Source organism: Serratia sp. CY52157, from assembly GCF_052168495.1.
In the GTDB taxonomy this organism is placed as follows: domain Bacteria; phylum Pseudomonadota; class Gammaproteobacteria; order Enterobacterales; family Enterobacteriaceae; genus Serratia; species Serratia ureilytica.
In genome coordinates this window covers 295,007-312,886 of record NZ_JBJNMO010000001.1, presented here as the reverse complement: position 1 = coordinate 312,886, position 17,880 = coordinate 295,007, and the positions used below count along the sequence as shown (strand labels likewise).

Genomic DNA, 17,880 nt, shown 5'->3' with positions numbered 1-17,880 from the left:
TTAACTTATCTCAGGAGAGACGATGAAACGCATTTCTTATCTGGTCGCCGCCCCGGCGCTGTTCGCCCTGTCGCTGTTCGGCGCGCCCGCGGCGCTGGCGCAATGCACGCGCGTCGCCCCCTGGATCGACTCCGGCTGCGATCCTTGCGGGGTGGGCACGGCGCTGGGTCGGGTCAACCTGACCAGCACCTATCTGCAGCCCGTCGGCACGCCACTGGGCACCAGCGTGTTCGATCTGACCTCCGGCACCCGCTATCCCGACCCAAACAAGGTGCTGTATGAATGCGATGCCGGCGATGTTGGGCAAATTTATGAAGTCTTCGCCACCAACGGCGACGATCGCGTCGGCGGCTATTACGATCTGGGCGCCAGGGACGGCAACCCCAACTATTACGCCACCTACTTCCCTTACGTCGGCATTCGTTTGACCCATCTGGATTCCGGCAAGGTTTTTACCCGTTACTGGCAGTCGGCGCCGATTACCCGCTACGCCACCGTCGGCAACAAAATCCAGATCCGGGTGAAAGACTTCAGCGCCATCCGCGCCGATCTGATCCGCATCAGCTCGCTGCCGGGCGCGGGCGCCAGCAACTACTGCGGCTACAGCGCCGGCAACCCGCTGGTGGGCATGGCGTCGACCACCGGCAATTCGAACTATACCTGCACGCAGCCGAACGGCTATGTCACCTTTCAGGGGCCCGGCATCGCCTCGGATCCTATCGGCAGCGACTCCGCCACCAACTACGCCACCTGGGGCACCGGGCGCTGGAACGCGATGGGCATGGGCACTGCACCGATCTCTTCGCTGACCTATACCGCCACCTGCGTGGCGCGCAACGTCACGCCGCTGGTGATCCTGCCGACCCTCTCCGTCAGCCAACTGACCGCCGGGCAAACCTCGCAGGCGCAGTTCACCCTCAATATCGAATGCGACAACGCCGCCGTGTCCGGCGTCAGCAGCAACAATACCGCCCTCGGCCTGCAGGTGCCGTATGAAAGCTATGTCGCGGCGCAGCGGCTCGGGTTGGTCAGCGCCAACGGCGGCGTAAGTTACCTGCTCTCCAGCGGCTACGGCACCGACAGCAGCGTCGCCACCGGCGTGGGCATCGCGCTCGCCAACGCCGGCAACGGCGCGCCGATGAACTTTGTCGGCTGGGCGCGCTGCAGCGCCGGGCAATGCCCGCAGGGCAGCGACGCCGGCTGGTATCCGGTGCTCAACGGCGCCAGCGGCGGCGGCAGCACCGCAGCGGGGTTTACCCACTACACCACCCAGCTCACCGCCACGCTCGCCCGGCTGCCTGGCCAGACCGTCACCGCCGGCAAGGTGGACGCCAGGGCCTACGTCTGGGTTAAGGTGCAATGATGAGAAAGAAATACCTGATTATGGGATGCGCCCTGCTGCTGGCGCTGGCCTCCATCGGCACGCAGGCGGGCATCATCGCCTCCGCCACGCGGGTGATCTTTCACGAGGGCGAGACGGAAAAAACCCTGATGCTGCTCAACACCAACGGTTACCCGATCGTGGCGCAAACCTGGGTCGATAACGGTGACGTCAACGCCGCCCCCGAACTGTCTCGCGCGCCGTTTGTCGCCCTGCCCAGCGTATTCGCGCTGCAGCCTTCGGCGCTGAAAGGGCTGCGGATCCTGTTTGCCGGCGCGAACCTGCCCGCCGACAGAGAGTCGGTGTTCTGGCTTAACCTGTATGAGATCCCGCCCACCCGGCCGACCACGCCGCCGCTGGCGTCGCGCGTGACGCTGGCGATGAACACCCAGATGAAAATCTTCTACCGGCCCAGGGCGCTGAAGGGAAAAGCCGAAAACGCGGCCGAGGCCGTCTCATTCACGCTGCAAAAATCGCCGGACGGTTATCTGCTGCGCTGTCAAAACCGATCGGCGTTTTATCTCTCGTTCGCGCGCATCGCCGTGCACGCCGACAGGCGCGATTACCCGGTGCGGCAAGAAAGCGACATGATGACCGCGCCATTCAGCTCGCGGGATTATCACCTCGACGGCGTTTCGGCATCCGCGCTCCCCTCTCGGGCCACCGTTCAGGCCACCCTCATCAACGACCAGGGCCAGCAGATCGTCAAGCCATACACAGCAAACCCATAACGATAAAAAGCAGCGCATTTTTTTAAGTACAGGAAATAGGGAAAATGAGTCTAAGCAGATTCCAGCTACAGTTTCATCTGGAGAAACAGGCCAACAACATCAGGCAGTCAGCGGCGTTTCACACCGCTATCGTCAAACACGGGGAATTATTGAGGGAGACCTACAAGAAGCATCCGCTGTTTTACAAAATCATTTTCAGGAACAGCCGGTTCATCATCTGCTCCACCATCCTGTCCATTTATTACCACCAGCCCGCCGCCGCGCTGAAAGACATCAAAGCCTTTTTCAAAGGGAAGAATATGATCAGCGAGAACTCCCTGGATTCCTTTCTGTTCTTTTTACGGGTCGGGCGCCGGCTGGAGGTCAAACCCTGCGAGCATGACAAACGCCAGTTGCGCTATAAGCCTACGCCGCACGCGCTGGCGGAAACCCAGGCGCTGATCGCCTCAATGGCGCGGCCTTATCAGGCGCTGGCGCCACAGATGCCCATCGCGGCGCTGCTGGCGGCGCCCGACTTTCTGCCCACCTTTTTCGCCGCCTACGGGCAACTGATGCTCAAGGAGATCTACCTGATCGACCTGGTGCAACAGTCCGGGCTGTTTATCAGCAAAGACGCCGGCCACATGGTGTTGTTGATGCTGTTTATCGAAAGCATCCGACAGGACTCCCCCTTTCTGCTGCTCTCCTCGGCGAAAATCGCCAAGTCGTGTTCCGTCTCTCGCGCTCACGTGAACCGCATTCTGCAGGCGGCGGAAAAATCCGGCCTGCTGACCACCACCAATAATGTGGTGATCGAACTCAACAGTTCGTTTTTCATCATGGCGGAGCGTTATTTCAGTCTCTATTTCGCGATGGTCGAATTCGGGCTTGAACACGTTTGGCAAACGCAACAATCCGCCACGCACTCCTGAGCCCTTTACCGCGCCCGCAATACCCGATCGATCAATCCCCAGGCCGCCGCTTCGTCGGCGGTCATAAAGCGATCGCGATCCAACACCCGCTCCACTTCCTCTTCGTTCAGGCCGCAATGTTGGGCATACAGCCGGATCACCCGGTCTTTGGTGCGTTTCATTTCCTCTGCCTGGATCAGAATGTCGGACGCCTGCCCCTGAAAGCCGCCCAGCGGTTGGTGCACATGCAGGCTGGCGTTGGGCAGCGCCATGCGGTGCCCCGGTTCACCGGCCATCAGCAGGAACGACCCCATCGAGCGCGCGGTGCCCATGCACAGCGTATGCACCGGGGCGCGGATATACTGCATGGTGTCGTAAATCGCCAGCCCGCTGGTGATCGCCCCGCCCGGCGAGTTGATGTACAGGTGGATCGGTTTTTCCGGGTTTTCCGCTTCCAGAAACAGCAGCTGGGCGCACAGTATTTCGGCCACGTCGTCGTTGACTTCGCCGTTGAGGAACACGATCCGATCGCGCAGCAGGCGCGAGTAAATGTCAAAGGAACGTTCTCCCCGGCTGGTCTGCTCCACCACCATCGGGACGAGCATCATCTTCTCACGCATCGGTGAACTCCTGGGTTGGCAACAAAGAGAAAGGTGTTTAACGCGTCAGGCGGCGCGCATTACCGTCGTCGGGCCATCGTTGGCGGCGTCGAGCTGGTGGATAATCCGCAGCAGGCTGCCGCCGCCGGCGTCCGGCACTATCTGCAGGGTGACGACGCTTTCGAGAAACGGCGGTTGGTCGTCGCGCAGGCGATAACTCACCGCTTCGCCCGGCGTGGCGGCCAACGGTTCAGCCTGCGCCAGATCTCCCGTCGGCAGCCACTGCTCGCGCAATTCGGGCACGCTGAGCGCTCGCCACACTTTTTCCGGCGGCGCATCAAGCGAATATTCCAACACCAACCGTTCATGCGGCGGCGGTTCGGCCTGTTTGTTCATTGATCCATGTCCTTCAGCAAGGTTTGCAGCGCGTCGATGCGCGCCGGCCAGTAAGCACGGTACTTCGCCAGCCACTGCGCGATCTGCGCCAGCCCCTCCGGGTCGACCTGGTAATTGACGAAGCGCCCTTGTTTCGCCTCGCGCACCAGTCCGGCATTGCGCAGCACCGCCAGGTGTTGCGACATCGCCGACTGGCTGATGGTCAGCCCTTCGCGCAGCGCGCTGGCGTTCATGCTGCCGGCGGCGAGTTTGTCGAAGATGCAGCGGCGGGTCGGATCGGCCAACGCCTTGAAGATGTCATTTTCGTTCATACAAACACATTAGTATTCACTTATGTATTATGCAACCGAGCAAGGCATTTTTTGCTGCAAAAGAAACTCCGCGCCGCAGCGCGGAGTGAATGGACGAGGCATGATCGCGCTTATGAACGGATCGGGATCACCAGCACGTCGATATTCAACTGGTTGATGGCGTTGCGGGTGGAAGAAAACAGATTGCTCCACAGATCGTGGTGATGGCCGAACACCAGCAGATCGATGTCTTTATCCACGATCGCCGTGCGCAGTTCGTCAACGAAGCCGCCGCGCCCGATAATCACTTCCGCGATCGGGTAATTGACGTTTTGCGTGGTGGGTTCCAGCTCTTTGCGGATCTTCTCTTCGAACGGCACGCCGTCGTCGCTGCGCTCAGAAAAGCCGATCGCCGCGTGGTAGGTGTCGTAGTGAACGTCCACATAGATCAGCGAGAGTTTGGCCTTCAGCGCTTCCGCCAGCAGCGCCCCCTTTTCGACCAGCCGTTTGCCGTCATCGCTCAGATCGGTGGCGATGACAATATGGTGGTAACACATAGCGCCTCCTGTCATGGACTCGGTAGAGCCGAGGCTCCGATATCACGCCGGGGTCATATCGTTATGGTTAATTTTAGTTCAGAAATGGCGCTCGTGGCGGGAGGTGATGCGGTGGGAAAGCCCCGTTGCCGGGGCTGAAGGCAGAAATTACTTCTCGCGCTGCGCCTCAAACCAGACGTTGCACAACGACAGGATCAGCGTGTTGGCGTCTTTCACCAGCACGTTGTCGCCGGGCACCCCTTCGGTGCCTTGATCGGTGATGCCTTTGATGGCGGTATCGGCATGCTGAATGGCCACGCGCTCGACCGACGGCGTGCTGATGCCCAGCATCGGGAAATCGATGTAGGAACTGCTGCCGGCGTTGTCCTCGACAAACTCCTGCGCCTCTACGGTGCTGACGGTAGCCCCCTCGCTTTTCAGCGCCGTGCCGTTCCAGCTGAACGCATCCGCTTTATAGCTGATCTTGCCGCCGATCAGGCTCTGCGCCTGCTGCTGATCCCAGCAGCCGGCGGTTTGGGTCGGCACGATTTTGCTGACGCGCCAGTTGCCCAGCAGCTGTTTAGGGATCGGCCCGGTATCGCTCTCCGCCGCCCGAACCTGAGTCGCCGAGACGCAGGCCAACACCACCAGCGGCAGCAGCGCCTTGCTCCAAGTGTTCAATCGCATTGTCTTTTCCTTCGTTTCAGTACCCAGTCTGCCCTCGCGGGCCAGCGGCTATCATAATAAGCCCGCCGATTCGCCGTCAAAGCAATCCGCATCGCGCCGGGCGGCGGCTACTCATAGCCAATCGCTATTAGTCATAGTGAATCAGTATTTTGTTTTAGCTCGGCGATTACCTACAGTCACTGCCACTATTCTGCCCGCCTAAATTAGCAGGCAATGTTGACAAGGACCCTGGGAAAATGACATTTACGCTGAAAAACCTCACGCTGGCGCTGGCCGCCGCCGGCACGCTGTTGCTGACCGCCTGCGGCCCGACCGCACAGGACGATCACCACATCAAGGTCGGCATCAGCGCCGGCATCGATCAGTCGCTGTGGGCGGTGGTGCAGAAAGTGGCCAAGCAGAAATACGATCTGGACGTGGAGGTGGTGACCTTCAACGATTACGTGCTGCCGAACGAAGCGCTGAACAACGGCGATCTGGACGTCAACGCCTTCCAGCACAAGCCGTATCTGGACAAACAGATGCAGGAGCGCGGCTACAAACTGGCGGCGGTAGGCAACACCTTCGTCTACCCGATCGCCGGCTATTCGAAGAAAATCACCGCGCTCAGCCAACTGCCGGACGGCGCGCAGGTGGCGGTGCCGAACGATCCGACCAACCTGGGCCGCTCGCTGCTGCTGTTGCAAAAACAGGGGCTGATTACGCTGAAAGACGGCGTCGGCCTGCTGCCGACCGCGTTGGACATCGTCAGCAACCCGAAAAAGCTGAAAATCGTCGAGATTGAAGCGCCGCAGCTGCCGCGCGCGCTGGACGACCAGCAGGTGACGCTGGCGATCATCAACACCAACTATTCCAGCCAGATCGGTCTGTCGCCAGCGAAGGACGGGCTGTTTGTCGAGGACAAAAACTCGCCTTACGTCAACATCTTCGCCAGCCGCATCGACAACAAAGACAGCGAGAAAGTGAAGGATCTGGTCAAGGCCTATCAGACCGATGAAGTGGCGGCCAGCGCCGCCGAAATCTACAAGGGCGACGCCGTCAAAGGCTGGTAACGCCGCGCGTAGGGCCCGTGGCGCCTGGCCACGGGCGATGACAGCCTCAGCCGCGCTGGATGGAAACGCCGCCGTCCACCAGCATTGCGGTGCCGGTGACGAACGAGGAAGCGTCAGACGCCAAATACAGCGCCGCCTGCGCGATCTCCTCCGGCATCGCCAACCGCTTCAGCGCGTGCAGCTGGGCCACCTGCGCCAATGCTTCCGGGGTATTGCTCATCTGCCGCCCCATCGCCGTGTCGGTGCCCCCCGGCAGCAGCGCATTCACCCGAATGCCGTGTCCGCCAAACTCCACCGCCAGCGCCTGCGTCAGGCCGATCAGCCCCGATTTGCTGGCCGCATAGGCCGCCGTACCGGGAAACGCCGCGGTGTGGCCGACGAACGTAGAGGTGAAGATCACCGAGCCCGCGCCGCGCGCCTGCATGGCGGGGATTTGATATTTGGCGCTGTAGTAAGCGCTGGACAGATTGGTTTCCAGCACGTCGCGCCATTCTGACGCGCTGAGCGCCAGCGACGGCCCCAGCGGCCCCAACGTGCCGGCGTTGTTGAAGGCGATATCCAGCCCGCCGAATTCATCGACGGCCGTCGCCGTCAACCGTTCGGCGAAGGCTTCGTCGCGCACGTCACCGGCTACCGCCAACGCCCGGCCGCCCTCGCGCCGAATGTCCTCCACCAGTTCAGCCAGCAGCCGCTCGCGCCGGGCGCCCAGCACCAGCGTCGCCCCCTGCCGGGCGAACAACAGCGCCGCCGCCCGCCCGATCCCCGAACTGGCGCCGCCAATCACCGCCACCTTACCGTTCAATGCGTTCATCTCTTATCCTCACACCGTAAAAGAGCCTCAGTGTGACGCAACATCCGGCGCAGCGCTGGCCGCAAGCGGACATGCAATTGGCGCAATGAAAAAGGCGCTGCAAGCAGCGCCCCGGCAACGCGGATCCGACGGCGAACTCACGGTTTGGCCGCGTATTTCTCCTGATTGGCCGGCGTCACCAACTCGAACGGGATCCAGTAATACGGCTCAAGCTTTTCGCCGTTGATCATGCGCTGCGCCACATCGACCGACGCCTTGCCCTGGCCGACCGCATCCTGGAACACCGTGACCTGCATCTTGCCGGAGGCCAGCGCCTTGAGGCCGTCGGGCGTGGCGTCGATGCCGCCGATCAGCACGTTCTTGTCCGCTTTGCCGGCCTGCTGCAGCGCCATGATCGCGCCGATCGCCATCTCGTCATTGTTGGCGGCGACGATGTCGATCGTTTCGCCGTTGGTCAGCCAGTTCATCATCAGGTCCATACCTTCACTGCGTGAATAGTTGGCGCTCTGTTTCTGCACCACCTTCATCTTCGGGTATTTGGCCACCACCTGCTCCACGTCTTTGGTGCGCTGCAGCGCGCCGGCGTCGGTCAGGTTGCCGATCATCACCGCCACATTGCCCTGATAGTTAGCCAGCCGCGCCAGTTCTTCCATCTGCAGCGTGCCGGACTCCCGCTCGTCGGAGCCGACGAACACCACCCCCTGCGGCAGCCTGGCGTCGCCCGGCGTGCGGTTCACGTACACCAGCGGCACGCCGGCGGCCTGCACCATTTTGGTCATCACCGGCGTGCTGGCCGAGTTGACCGGATCGACGATAATCGCGTCCACCCCGGCGCTGATAAAGCTCTGCACCTGATCGGTCTGGCGGCCGACGTCGCCGCGCGCGTCCTCAAACTGCACGGTAATGCCGCGCGCTTTGGCCTCCTTGTCGATCGCCTGGCGGATAATGGTGAGGAAGTTCTGGTCGAAATAGGCCATCGATACGCCGATGGTTTGCGCCCATGCCGGCGCGGAAGCGCACAGCGCCGCCGCCAGCCACAGCCCTTTCAGAAAGTTCATGATGTGTCCCCCCGGTAAAAAAACGCCGCCGGCCAACCTTGGCGCCGGCGGCAATTCACGGCAATCAGTGTTTTTTGCGGTTGCGACGCATGTCGATCGACACGGCGGCGACGATAATCACGCCTTTGATGATGTCCTGAATGTAAGAATCGACGCCGATAAAGGTGAAGCCGCTTTTGATAAGGCCGAGGATCACCGCGCCGATCAGCGTGCCGGTAATGCGCCCGACGCCGCCCATCAGGCTGCTGCCGCCGATCACCGCCGCGGCGATGGCGTCCAGCTCATAGGACATGCCCATGCTCGACTGGCCGCTGCTGACGCGCGCCGCCAGCACCACGCCCGCCAGCCCCGCCAACCCGCCGGCGATGGTGTAAACCGTCACCAGGTACTTATTGACGTTGATGCCGGAAACCCGCGCCGAGGTCATGTTGCCGCCGATGGCGTAGATGTATTTGCCATAACGGGTGTGCTTCAGCGCGATGTGGAAGATCACCGCGATCACCAGGAAGATGATCACCGGCATTGCGCCCTGGCCGATCGCCGTGAAGCCATCCGACAGGAAGCTGACCGGGTTGCCCTTGGTGTAGTACTGCGCCAGACCGCGCGCCGATACCATCATCCCCAGCGTGGCGATGAACGGCGGAATGCCGGTGCGGGTGATCAGGAAGCCGTTGATAAAGCCGCAGACGATGCCCACCCCGATCCCCGCGCCGATCGGGATCGCCGCCGGCAGATCGAGCAGCCCCGGATACATCGGCGAAATGCTGTCCGAGGTCTGCGCCAGGCTGGCCGCCACCACCGCGGTCAACGCAATCAGCGAACCGGATGAGAGATCGATGCCGGTGGTGATGATGACCTGGGTGACGCCCACTGCGATGATGCCGATGATCGCCACCTGCAGCACGATCAGCAGCAGGCGGTTCGGGTTAAGCAGGAACGACTGATCGCGCATGTACCAGCCGAGGATTTCGAAGATCAGCGCAATGCCGAGCATCACGATGAAAATACCGGTGTCTTTCGGCATTTTGCCGCTCAGCCCGGAGAACAGCGATCCCTTGCCCGTTGAATCGGCGGAGAGCGGCTTCTCAATCTTTACGTTACTCATGATGTTCACCCTTCGTTATTCTGAGGCCAGCGCCAGGATCTTTTCCTGGTCCGCGTCGTCTTTGTCCAAAATGCCGGTGATGCGGCCGCCGTGCATCACCATCACCCGATCGCTCATGCCGAGGATCTCCGGCAGCTCCGAAGACACCAGAATGATGGCGACGCCGCGGTTGGCCAGCTCGCTGATCAGGCGGTAGATTTCCGCTTTGGCTCCCACGTCGATGCCGCGCGTCGGTTCGTCGAGGATCAGGATTTTCGGCTGCGCCAGCAGCCAACGCGCGATCAGCACCTTCTGCTGGTTGCCGCCGCTGAGGTTATTGATGATCTGATCCATGGTCGGCGTTTTGATGTTGAGCTTCTTGATCTGCGCCATGCAGTCTTTGGCCATCTGCACATGGCTGACGAAGCCGTTCTTGCCGATGTATTCCGACAGGTTGACGATGCTCATGTTTTCGACCACCGACAGCACCAGAAACAGGCCGGACTTCTTGCGATCTTCGGTGAGAAACGCCAGCCCGCTCTCGATCGCCTTCGCCGGGGAATCCACCTTCACCGCCTGGCCTTCGATAAAGATCTCGCCGCCGTCCGCCGGGTGCATGCCGAACAAGCTTTCCATCACTTCGCTGCGTCCGGCGCCCACCAGCCCGGCGACGCCGAGGATCTCGCCGCGTTTGACGCTGAACGAGACGTCGTGGAACCAGCCGCTGCGGCGCAACCCGGCCACCCGCAGCACTTCCTCGCCGATGTTGTTGTTGAATTTGGGGAACATCTGCGTCAGCTCGCGCCCCACCATCATGGTGATCAGCGACTGTTTGGTCAGATTTTCGGTTTTGTCGCAGGCGATGAAGGTGCCGTCGCGGAAAATGCTCACTTCGTCGGTGATGGCGAAGATTTCGTCCATCTTGTGGCTGATGTAAATGATGCCCTTGCCCTGCTCGCGCAGCTCGCGAATGATGGCGAACAAGTGCACCACTTCACCTTCGGTCAGCGCCGAGGTCGGCTCATCCATGATCAGCACGTCGGCGTTGTAGGATACGGCCTTGGCGATCTCCACCATCTGCTGGCTGGCGATGCTCAGTTCGCCCACCAGCGTTTCCGGCCGCAGTTTGATGTTCAGCCGCGCCAGCAGCTCGCGGGTTTGTTCATTCAGCTGTTCGTGGTTGACGAACCCCAGCCGCGCCGGCTCACGCCCCAGCCAGATGTTTTCCGCCACCGTCATGTAGGGCACCAGGTTCAGCTCCTGGTGAATCATGGAAATGCCCGAATGCAGCGCCTGCAACGTGTCGCTGAAGGTCACCGGCCGGCCTTTGATTTTGATCGAGCCCTCATCCGGGTGATAGATGCCGATCAGGCATTTCATCAGCGTCGACTTGCCCGCGCCGTTTTCGCCCATCAGCGCATGCACGCTGCCGGGTTTGATTTTAATCGAGACCTTATCCAGCGCTTTGACGCCGGGGAACTGCTTGCTGATGCCTTCGGCCTCAAGAACATAAGGGTACATACCGCTTACCTCCGCACTGACCCACGTTTTCTGCCGCGGGCGCTCAGGTGGAGCGCCTGCGGCAGGCTTCAAGGCTTATTTTTTGTTTTTATCGGCGAATTGCTGGTAATTGGCCTGGGTGATCAACTGATAAGGGATCAGCACGTTGCTCTCCACCTTCTCGCCTTTCACCAACTGAACGGCGGTTTGCACCGCGCCTTCGCCCTGGCCTTTGGCGTCCTGGAACACGCTCAGCGCCAGATCGCCTTTTCTGATGAATTCCAGCGCATCGGGCGTGCCATCCACGCCGGCCACCCGCACGCCGGACTTTTTAGCCTGCTTGAGCGCCAGGATGGCGCCGATGGCCATTTCATCGTTGTTGGAGGCGATGGCGTCGATCTGCTGGCCGGTCAGCACCCAGTCAGTGGTGATATCCACCGCATCTTTACGCGTCCACTTGGCGGTTTGCTTATCGACAATCTTGATGCCGGGATAGTTGGCCGCCACCTCTTCCACGCCGCGGGTGCGGTCGCGGGTCGATTCATTCGACAGTTCCCCCATCAGGATCATCACGTTGCCCTTGCCGTTCATCAGCTTGGCCAACGCTTCCATCTGCAGTTTGCCGGCCAGCTTGGAATCGGAGCCGACGTAGGCCATGCCGGCCGGGAGCGTCACTTCCGGCTTGCGGTTGACGAACACCAGCGGGATCTTGGCGTTCTCGGCCAATTTGATCATCGGCTTGACGCCCTGGGTATCCACCGGGTTGAGGATGATGGCGTCGACGCCCTGGCTGACGAAGTTTTCGATTTGTTGAATTTGCTGCGCGATGTCGCCCTTGGCGTCTTCGAACTGGCCGCTGACGTTGCCGTCGGCTTTCATTTTGTTTTGCATCGACTGGCGCAGAATGGTGAGGAAGTTGTCATCGAAGTAAGCCATGGAAACGCCGATCTTGATGTCTTTCGCCAACACGCTGGCCGGCAGCATGCACATCAGTACGGAGGCGGCGATCAGTTTCTTCAGCTTCATGTTCGTTACCCTTTAATCGTTAGAATGAAGTGGTCTGTTGGTTGACAGCTAATGAAAGATATTTTTTACATTCAAACAACATTACGGTCGGTGTTATCCCTTTGATACGGCGAAATTACCGCGTTATCCCCGTATTAAGGCCGTGAAAAAAATGGTGATCGATATCTCAAAACAGATTAAAAACAATTAATTGAAATAAACCCCTGGCAGAGCAAGCCGCGTCTTCGCCGCTTTTTTAAATGTTTATTTCATAATTGAGATTATTGAAACTTTTTAACCCAAACAAGCGAAACATGCGTTTTGGAATGGCTTATTAACAAAAACATGACACGGATCTAACAAATGCAGTGAAAGCCATCGGGTAACGCGCTCCGCGCGTGCGCCACGCCGGGCGTCGGCAAAAACTGCGAGCGGGCGCGCAGTTTGCGGTTTCCGCGTTTCCCGACCATCCTTACTCGGCAATAATGGACATATCCCTATCTCAGGAGGACCTGACATGCAGCTCAGCAGTAAGGTGCGGATGAACCGCCTGTTCAATAACGGCAAGTGCCTGGATGTGGCGATCGATCACGGCATCGCCAACGAACCGGATTTCTTAATCGGTCTGGAAGATATCGAACGGGTGATGGGCAACCTGATCGCCGCGCGCCCCGACGCCATTCAGGTCAACTACGGCCAGGCGGAGCTGCTGCAGCGCGCGCCGCAGCGCGAAAAGCCGGCGCTGGTGATGCGCACCGACGTCGGCAACGCCTATAACGCCGCGCGCCACCGTGAGATGTGGGCGGTGTTGCACAACCCGGAAGCGCCGATCCTCGCCGCGCTGCAAATGGACGCCGCCGCGGTGGTGGTCAACCTGTATATGATCCCGGATGAACCCGGCATTTTCCGCCAGTGCGTAGAGAACATCGGCCGCCTGCGCCACGCCTGCGATCGCTACGCCATGCCGCTGATGATCGAACCGCTGGTGATGGCCCCGGCCGGCCAGGGCGCCGCCTACGGGTCGCTCGGCGACGTGGAAAAGATCGTGCCGCTGGTGCGGCTGGCGCGCGAACTGGGCGCCGATATCATCAAGGCCGACCCGACCGAACGGGTGGAAGATTTCCACCGCGTGGTGGAAGCGGCGCGCTGCCCGACGCTGGTGCGCGGCGGCGGCAAGGGGGAGCTGGGCCCGGTGCTGGAGAAATCCGCGGCGCTGATGGCCCAGGGCGCGTCCGGTATGGTCTATGGCCGCAACGTGTATCAACACAGCAATCCGTCGCAGGTGGTGCGCGCCCTGATGGCGATCATCCATCAAGGCGCCAGCGGCCAACAGGCGCTGGAGATCTACCACCAGCAGTGACCCGCTTTTGTAACTAAAATAACCCCTTCGCGACCCGGCAGCATGCTATAACCTGCTGCCGGTAACTGCAGCTTGCCTCATTCCTCGCTAGAATACGCCGTGATATCGCCATTCGGAGAACCGCCATGCCAAAACAACGGGTGCCGCTCAAGCTGAGCACCTCCATCACGCTGATGGTGTCCGCCATCATCGCTTCGGTGCTGCTGGTGGTGTTCGCGCTGTTTTTCGTGCAGATGAGCCGCGAAGGGCAAGATCAGCTGCAGCAAAAAGCCATCGCTATCGCCAACACGCTGGCGCTCTCGAGCACCGTGATAGACGGCCTGCAGCGACGCGATCAAAGCGGCGCCGTGCAGCGCTTCGCCGAGCAGGTGCGCCATCAAAACGAGCTGCTGTTCGTGGTGGTGGTGGATATGCAGGGCATCCGCTATTCGCATCCCAAACCCTGGCTGATCGGCAAACATTTCATCGGCGAAGATCTGGCGCCGGCGCTGCAGGGCAACGTCAACAGCGCCATCAACCGCGGCACGCTGGCCCCGGCGCTGCGGGTGTTCGTGCCGGTGTATGACGAGCAGCGGCGGCAAATCGGCGTGGTGGCGCTCGGCATCGCGCTGGACACCGTGCAGCGGGTGGTGGCGGAAAGCCGCTGGATCATCTATTGGACCATCGCCTTCGCCGCGCTGGTCGGCAGCCTGGGCACTTTTTTCCTGGTCTCCGCGCTCAAACGCATCATGCTGGGTTTCGAGCCTTACGAAATATCCACCCTGTTCGAGCAGCGCAACGCCATGCTGCAGTCGATTAAAGAAGGCGTGATCGCGGTCGATAATGATTCCCGCATCACCATCGTCAACGACGAGGCCAAGCGCCTGCTGCGCCAGAGCGGCCCGGTGGAAAACCTGCTGCTGGACGCCGCCAGCAAGCATTGGCCGGCGCAGCTGCATCTGGCGGAAGTGCTGGCCAGCGGCAAGCCGCTGCGCGATCGACAGATCAGCTTCAACGGCAGCGAACTGCTGACCAATACCGTGCCGGTGATCGTCAACGGCCAGGTGACCGGCGCCATCGCCACCTTCCGCGACAAGACCGAGGTCAGCCGGCTGCTGCAGCGCCTGAGCGGCATGGCGCACTACGCCGATGCCCTGCGGGTGCAGTCGCACGAATTTATGAACAAGCTGCACGTGATACTCGGCATGCTGCACATGAAGGCTTATCAGCAGTTGGAAAACTACATCATCAATACCGCCAGCAACTACCAGGAAGAGATCGGCGCGCTGCTGCGCAAGATCCACTCGCCGGAAGTGGCGGGCTTCTTCATCGGCAAGATCAGCCGCGCCCACGAAGCCGGCATCGAACTGACCATCGAGGAAACCAGCCTGCTGCCGGAAACCGACGACGCGGAAACCACGCACGTGCTGATCAGCGTGCTCGGTAACCTGATCGAAAACGCCATCGACGCCATCGACGGCGTTGAAGGCCACGAGATCGGCCTGAGCTTCCATCACCACGACGATCAATTACACTGTATCGTCAGCGACGACGGCCCCGGCATCGATCCGGCGATCGCCGCGCACATCTTTGAACACGGATTTTCCACCAAGGGAACGGGACGCGGCATCGGCCTGGCGCTGATCCGCAGCCATCTGGAGAAACTGGGCGGCGGCATCGATGTCGAGTCCGAACCGGGCGAGCTGACCCAATTTTTCGTGCACCTTCCCTATCAGGCCAAGAGCGAAACCCATGATTAACGTACTGATTGTCGACGACGACCCGATGGTGGCGGAGCTGAACAAATATTACCTGAGCCAGATCGGCGGTTTTCACTGCCAGGCGACGGTCGCCACCCTGGGCCAGGCGCGCGCCCTGCTGGCCGACGCCAGCGTCAGCATCGATCTGGTGCTGCTGGATATCTACATGCAGCAGGAGAACGGGCTGGATCTGCTGCCCGGCCTGCGCGAGCTCGGCGAGAAGACCGATGTGATCATCATTTCTTCCGCCAGCGATGTGAACACGGTGCAAAAGGCGCTGCACTACGGCGTGGTGGATTACCTGATCAAGCCGTTCCAGTTCAGCCGCTTCAAAGAGGCGCTCAGCCACTATCGACAACAGTCGCAGCTGCTGGCGCAGCGCGAGTTTTCGCAGGCTGACGTCGACAGTCTGCTGCGCCGCCAGCCCGGCGGCCAGGAGAGCAAAAAGCTGCCGAAGGGCCTGACCAGCATCACCCTGAGCACGGTCTGCGAGTGGATAGAACAGCAGCACGACAGCGAATTCTCCACCGACAACCTGGCCAACGCCATCGGCATTTCGCGGGTGTCCTGCCGCAAGTACCTCATCTATCTGGCGGAAAGTGGCATTCTCGGCACCCGCATTCTGTACGGCGCGACGGGCCGCCCGGTCTATCTGTATCAGCTGAAGCCGGACGCGATCGCCATGCTGAAAGAACATTGCCGCCCGGCATAAACGACGCCGGGCGCTGCAAGCGCCCGGACGTTGAAAGCTAGAAGTTGTACATGTAACACCTCGCCTCGCGGTGAGGATCTTTCGAGTGTATCCGCAGGCAGCGCTGCTTTTTCTGCTGTTGCTCCAGGTGACGCTGCTGCCGCTTGGCGGCTTCTGCGGCCTCGCGCTGCTGCTCACGCGCGATCGCCTGCTCATTGGCCTGCGTCAGGCTGTCGACATTCCACACCTTGTGGCGCAGCGCGCTGCGTTTTTTCTGGTACTCCTCGGGGACTTTATTGTCCTTCGGCGGCGCCGCGTGGTATTCCAAATCCACCCGCGCCTGCACGAAGCAGGCGCAACACAGGGCCACGCCGGCCAACACTAGCCTTTTCATCGATAAACTCCTGACAAATCCCTGTTCTTATCTTTAGCAATTCAGCGGCCGGCCATTCAGCCAGGCGCGGCAATAAACGCCGACAAACGGTCGATGCGGTCCCGTCAGAGACGTCCGCCGCAGACGCAGCGACAGGCAACGGACGATATCGGCACCCTGCTCACAGGCCGATCGGGCGCTCTGATGCCCCTGCGCGGAAGGTCTCGCCGCTTCCTGCGTTTGCAACCGGATTTCCAACGCTTCCCGCTCCGCACGCAGCCGCGCCAGCTGCATGCGCTCCGCCTGAATCTGTTCAGCCAACCAAATATGCTGCAACAAGCCATCCAGCCGCGCCGGACACCCCGCCGCAGAGGGACTTTCCGTCGAGACGCCGGGCGAGGAATGGCGATCGATGAACGCCTGACTGCAAAATGAGGCCAGCAGCGCCAGCGCCGCAGCGATTAACGAAGGTAGTTTCAATACACAAGCTCCATGAATAAGCCGACTGGGGCGCGCCGCGAAAAACGACGCAGAGAACCGTTCAACAGCCGTTGAGTGAAGACACCTGAGGCTCCGCGGGATCGGGCGCATGTTGCCCTCCCGTCGCCGGCGCTTTCGCGTTTTCGGCATCGCATTCCGCCAGACGCGCCAAGGTTTCGGCCTCATTCTCCGTGGGCGGGGTCGGCTCAGCCATCTCTTGTCGCAGGCCATGCGCCAGCTCTTTCAATTTCTTCTGAAACAGCACGGGAGAAATTCCCTCGCATTGCCGATCGTAACGGGCCGCATTTGCTTGCAGACTCAACAACGACATTATCAACATGGCGACAATACGCTTTGCCATTGAAAACTCCTGTAAGGATGTCTGGGTATGTTGATATATATTCAACAAGCAGAGATTCATCGTTTAAAGATAAATAACGCATCGGAAAAACAGAGTAGCGAATTAATAATAAACCGTTCCACAATATCTTTGAGATAACGTCTGCCGCCCCGCCGAATAAAGAGCGGCGGTTAGCGCCCCCCTATTTTCGACCAGTCCAGCGTACCGCCGATACCGACCCGGCCTTCATTCAGCACGGCAGCGGCGGATTCGCCGGCGATAATGCGCTGTTTCTGTTCTCGCGTTGCGGGCTGCGGAGTTCCCCAATTCCCCCAGTGAGTGGAGGAGGATGAGGATGAAACAGTGGGGTGAATGGCACTGCATCCGTTTAATACAAGACACAATGCCAGAAGAGAATTACGCCATGTCATACTATTTCCCTTAAAATAACGCTATTGGTAGTGACGGTAAATGAAAAACGAGTTTATTTAGTTTAATAACTTTCGCCGCATGCAATCGCCTGCGACAAAAAGAATACGCAAGTGTTAATCACCCGTTATTTTAATTAACCTGAATCAAACAAATATCGTTCAATAAGACAACGCTAATCGCAGAAATGGGCCAGCAGGCTCAGCGCACTTCCGAGTGCGCTGGGATCTTACTCTTCGCCGTCCGGCTGCCAGGCCAGCAGATCGCCAGGCTGGCAGTCGAGAATGCGGCAGATCTTGTCCAGCGTTTCCAGCCTGACTCCCTTGACCTTGCCGTTTTTCAACAGAGACAGGTTTTGCTCGGTGATCCCCACCTGCTCCGCCAGCTCCTTTGAACGCATCTTCCTTTTGGCCAACATGACATCAAGACTTACGATTATTGCCACTCT

Annotated in this window: 21 protein-coding genes; 7 read left to right on the top strand and 14 right to left on the bottom strand. The window is 60.1% G+C overall.

What is annotated here, in order from left to right:
• Positions 1-22: 22 nt before the first annotated feature.
• Genes ACJ8IP_RS01580 through ACJ8IP_RS01570 form a run of 3 tightly spaced genes read left to right on the top strand, consistent with a single transcriptional unit; the run spans position 23 to position 3,023 of the window.
• Positions 23-1,363 carry a fimbrial protein gene (locus ACJ8IP_RS01580; protein ID WP_047026270.1) on the top strand — a complete coding sequence of 447 codons (1,341 nt, stop codon included), beginning with the start codon at positions 23-25 and terminating at the stop codon, positions 1,361-1,363.
• Positions 1,363-2,112: a fimbrial biogenesis chaperone gene (locus ACJ8IP_RS01575; RefSeq protein ID WP_442524281.1), complete on the top strand. Its 750-nt coding sequence runs from the start codon at positions 1,363-1,365 to the stop codon at positions 2,110-2,112. The genes ACJ8IP_RS01580 and ACJ8IP_RS01575 overlap by 1 nt, the downstream gene beginning before the upstream one ends.
• Positions 2,113-2,156: 44 nt before the next feature.
• Positions 2,157-3,023 (top strand): hypothetical protein, encoded by an 867-nt coding sequence (locus tag ACJ8IP_RS01570; RefSeq protein ID WP_089191561.1) that lies wholly within the window; start codon positions 2,157-2,159, stop codon positions 3,021-3,023.
• 5 nt (positions 3,024-3,028) lie between these two features.
• Here the strand turns inward: ACJ8IP_RS01570 and ACJ8IP_RS01565 are convergent, their stop codons facing one another.
• The 5 genes from ACJ8IP_RS01565 to ACJ8IP_RS01545 all read right to left on the bottom strand — a co-directional run bounded on the left by ACJ8IP_RS01565 (position 3,029) and on the right by ACJ8IP_RS01545 (position 5,510).
• Positions 3,029-3,622 carry an ATP-dependent Clp protease proteolytic subunit gene (locus ACJ8IP_RS01565; protein ID WP_096242147.1) on the bottom strand — a complete coding sequence of 198 codons (594 nt, stop codon included), beginning with the start codon at positions 3,620-3,622 and terminating at the stop codon, positions 3,029-3,031.
• A gap of 45 nt (positions 3,623-3,667) precedes the next feature.
• Positions 3,668-3,997 (bottom strand): SRPBCC family protein, encoded by a 330-nt coding sequence (locus tag ACJ8IP_RS01560; RefSeq protein WP_033652026.1) that lies wholly within the window; start codon positions 3,995-3,997, stop codon positions 3,668-3,670.
• Positions 3,994-4,308: an ArsR/SmtB family transcription factor gene (locus tag ACJ8IP_RS01555; protein WP_033642736.1), complete on the bottom strand. Its 315-nt coding sequence runs from the start codon at positions 4,306-4,308 to the stop codon at positions 3,994-3,996. Before ACJ8IP_RS01555 ends, ACJ8IP_RS01560 begins: the two co-directional genes overlap by 4 nt.
• Positions 4,309-4,418: 110 nt before the next feature.
• Positions 4,419-4,844, bottom strand: a complete 426-nt coding sequence (locus ACJ8IP_RS01550) for a universal stress protein (protein ID WP_033642735.1) — start codon at positions 4,842-4,844, stop codon at positions 4,419-4,421.
• A 147-nt stretch (positions 4,845-4,991) separates the two neighbouring features.
• Positions 4,992-5,510, bottom strand: a complete 519-nt coding sequence (locus tag ACJ8IP_RS01545; RefSeq protein ID WP_198772187.1) for a hypothetical protein — start codon at positions 5,508-5,510, stop codon at positions 4,992-4,994.
• A gap of 236 nt (positions 5,511-5,746) precedes the next feature.
• Here ACJ8IP_RS01545 and metQ point away from each other — a divergent pair, with 236 nt between their 5' ends.
• The gene (metQ, locus tag ACJ8IP_RS01540; RefSeq protein ID WP_015377546.1) at positions 5,747-6,562 is read left to right on the top strand and encodes a methionine ABC transporter substrate-binding lipoprotein MetQ; all 816 of its coding nucleotides are present in this window, start codon (positions 5,747-5,749) and stop codon (positions 6,560-6,562) included.
• A gap of 46 nt (positions 6,563-6,608) precedes the next feature.
• Here the strand turns inward: metQ and ACJ8IP_RS01535 are convergent, their stop codons facing one another.
• The 5 genes from ACJ8IP_RS01535 to ACJ8IP_RS01515 form a co-directional block, all read right to left on the bottom strand.
• Positions 6,609-7,373: an SDR family oxidoreductase gene (locus ACJ8IP_RS01535; RefSeq protein ID WP_089196937.1), complete on the bottom strand. Its 765-nt coding sequence runs from the start codon at positions 7,371-7,373 to the stop codon at positions 6,609-6,611.
• 137 nt (positions 7,374-7,510) lie between these two features.
• Complete coding sequence (locus ACJ8IP_RS01530; protein WP_033642732.1) at positions 7,511-8,431, bottom strand: sugar ABC transporter substrate-binding protein; 921 nt, start codon at positions 8,429-8,431, stop codon at positions 7,511-7,513.
• A 64-nt stretch (positions 8,432-8,495) separates the two neighbouring features.
• Positions 8,496-9,536, bottom strand: coding sequence for an ABC transporter permease (locus ACJ8IP_RS01525; protein WP_033652114.1), 1,041 nt, complete (start codon positions 9,534-9,536; stop codon positions 8,496-8,498).
• Positions 9,537-9,551: 15 nt separating this feature from the next.
• Positions 9,552-11,036 carry a sugar ABC transporter ATP-binding protein gene (locus ACJ8IP_RS01520; protein WP_033642731.1) on the bottom strand — a complete coding sequence of 495 codons (1,485 nt, stop codon included), beginning with the start codon at positions 11,034-11,036 and terminating at the stop codon, positions 9,552-9,554.
• 75 nt (positions 11,037-11,111) lie between these two features.
• Positions 11,112-12,041 carry a sugar ABC transporter substrate-binding protein gene (locus ACJ8IP_RS01515; RefSeq protein WP_033652022.1) on the bottom strand — a complete coding sequence of 310 codons (930 nt, stop codon included), beginning with the start codon at positions 12,039-12,041 and terminating at the stop codon, positions 11,112-11,114.
• A 496-nt stretch (positions 12,042-12,537) separates the two neighbouring features.
• Between ACJ8IP_RS01515 and ACJ8IP_RS01510 the strand changes: the two genes are divergently transcribed.
• From ACJ8IP_RS01510 to dcuR, 3 genes are all read left to right on the top strand, one after another.
• Positions 12,538-13,380 (top strand): class I fructose-bisphosphate aldolase, encoded by an 843-nt coding sequence (locus ACJ8IP_RS01510; protein ID WP_033642729.1) that lies wholly within the window; start codon positions 12,538-12,540, stop codon positions 13,378-13,380.
• A 125-nt stretch (positions 13,381-13,505) separates the two neighbouring features.
• Positions 13,506-15,119, top strand: coding sequence for a sensor histidine kinase (locus tag ACJ8IP_RS01505; RefSeq protein WP_033642728.1), 1,614 nt, complete (start codon positions 13,506-13,508; stop codon positions 15,117-15,119).
• Positions 15,112-15,831, top strand: coding sequence for a two-component system response regulator DcuR (gene dcuR, locus ACJ8IP_RS01500; protein ID WP_033642727.1), 720 nt, complete (start codon positions 15,112-15,114; stop codon positions 15,829-15,831). Before ACJ8IP_RS01505 ends, dcuR begins: the two co-directional genes overlap by 8 nt.
• A gap of 37 nt (positions 15,832-15,868) precedes the next feature.
• Here dcuR and ACJ8IP_RS01495 read toward each other — a convergent pair whose 3' ends face one another.
• From ACJ8IP_RS01495 to ACJ8IP_RS01480, 4 genes are all read right to left on the bottom strand, one after another.
• Positions 15,869-16,204, bottom strand: a complete 336-nt coding sequence (locus ACJ8IP_RS01495) for a hypothetical protein (RefSeq protein WP_072627792.1) — start codon at positions 16,202-16,204, stop codon at positions 15,869-15,871.
• A 33-nt stretch (positions 16,205-16,237) separates the two neighbouring features.
• The gene (locus tag ACJ8IP_RS01490; RefSeq protein ID WP_080492017.1) at positions 16,238-16,663 is read right to left on the bottom strand and encodes a hypothetical protein; all 426 of its coding nucleotides are present in this window, start codon (positions 16,661-16,663) and stop codon (positions 16,238-16,240) included.
• Between the two features lie 61 nt (positions 16,664-16,724).
• Positions 16,725-17,024, bottom strand: coding sequence for a hypothetical protein (locus ACJ8IP_RS01485; protein ID WP_033642724.1), 300 nt, complete (start codon positions 17,022-17,024; stop codon positions 16,725-16,727).
• 637 nt (positions 17,025-17,661) lie between these two features.
• Positions 17,662-17,877, bottom strand: coding sequence for a helix-turn-helix domain-containing protein (locus ACJ8IP_RS01480; RefSeq protein ID WP_025302459.1), 216 nt, complete (start codon positions 17,875-17,877; stop codon positions 17,662-17,664).
• Positions 17,878-17,880 lie beyond the last annotated feature (3 nt).

What these genes read in the sequence shown, in the direction of transcription:
- ACJ8IP_RS01580 (WP_047026270.1), top strand. Translation starts at nt 23, where the DNA reads ATGAAACGCATTTCTTATCTGGTCGCCGCCCCGGCGCTGTTCGCCCTG.
- ACJ8IP_RS01575 (WP_442524281.1), top strand. Translation starts at nt 1,363, where the DNA reads ATGAGAAAGAAATACCTGATTATGGGATGCGCCCTGCTGCTGGCGCTG.
- ACJ8IP_RS01570 (WP_089191561.1), top strand. Translation starts at nt 2,157, where the DNA reads ATGAGTCTAAGCAGATTCCAGCTACAGTTTCATCTGGAGAAACAGGCC.
- ACJ8IP_RS01565 (WP_096242147.1), bottom strand. Translation starts at nt 3,622, where the DNA reads ATGCGTGAGAAGATGATGCTCGTCCCGATGGTGGTGGAGCAGACCAGC.
- ACJ8IP_RS01560 (WP_033652026.1), bottom strand. Translation starts at nt 3,997, where the DNA reads ATGAACAAACAGGCCGAACCGCCGCCGCATGAACGGTTGGTGTTGGAA.
- ACJ8IP_RS01555 (WP_033642736.1), bottom strand. Translation starts at nt 4,308, where the DNA reads ATGAACGAAAATGACATCTTCAAGGCGTTGGCCGATCCGACCCGCCGC.
- ACJ8IP_RS01550 (WP_033642735.1), bottom strand. Translation starts at nt 4,844, where the DNA reads ATGTGTTACCACCATATTGTCATCGCCACCGATCTGAGCGATGACGGC.
- ACJ8IP_RS01545 (WP_198772187.1), bottom strand. Translation starts at nt 5,510, where the DNA reads ATGCGATTGAACACTTGGAGCAAGGCGCTGCTGCCGCTGGTGGTGTTG.
- metQ (WP_015377546.1), top strand. Translation starts at nt 5,747, where the DNA reads ATGACATTTACGCTGAAAAACCTCACGCTGGCGCTGGCCGCCGCCGGC.
- ACJ8IP_RS01535 (WP_089196937.1), bottom strand. Translation starts at nt 7,373, where the DNA reads ATGAACGCATTGAACGGTAAGGTGGCGGTGATTGGCGGCGCCAGTTCG.
- ACJ8IP_RS01530 (WP_033642732.1), bottom strand. Translation starts at nt 8,431, where the DNA reads ATGAACTTTCTGAAAGGGCTGTGGCTGGCGGCGGCGCTGTGCGCTTCC.
- ACJ8IP_RS01525 (WP_033652114.1), bottom strand. Translation starts at nt 9,536, where the DNA reads ATGAGTAACGTAAAGATTGAGAAGCCGCTCTCCGCCGATTCAACGGGC.
- ACJ8IP_RS01520 (WP_033642731.1), bottom strand. Translation starts at nt 11,036, where the DNA reads ATGTACCCTTATGTTCTTGAGGCCGAAGGCATCAGCAAGCAGTTCCCC.
- ACJ8IP_RS01515 (WP_033652022.1), bottom strand. Translation starts at nt 12,041, where the DNA reads ATGAAGCTGAAGAAACTGATCGCCGCCTCCGTACTGATGTGCATGCTG.
- ACJ8IP_RS01510 (WP_033642729.1), top strand. Translation starts at nt 12,538, where the DNA reads ATGCAGCTCAGCAGTAAGGTGCGGATGAACCGCCTGTTCAATAACGGC.
- ACJ8IP_RS01505 (WP_033642728.1), top strand. Translation starts at nt 13,506, where the DNA reads ATGCCAAAACAACGGGTGCCGCTCAAGCTGAGCACCTCCATCACGCTG.
- dcuR (WP_033642727.1), top strand. Translation starts at nt 15,112, where the DNA reads ATGATTAACGTACTGATTGTCGACGACGACCCGATGGTGGCGGAGCTG.
- ACJ8IP_RS01495 (WP_072627792.1), bottom strand. Translation starts at nt 16,204, where the DNA reads ATGAAAAGGCTAGTGTTGGCCGGCGTGGCCCTGTGTTGCGCCTGCTTC.
- ACJ8IP_RS01485 (WP_033642724.1), bottom strand. Translation starts at nt 17,024, where the DNA reads ATGGCAAAGCGTATTGTCGCCATGTTGATAATGTCGTTGTTGAGTCTG.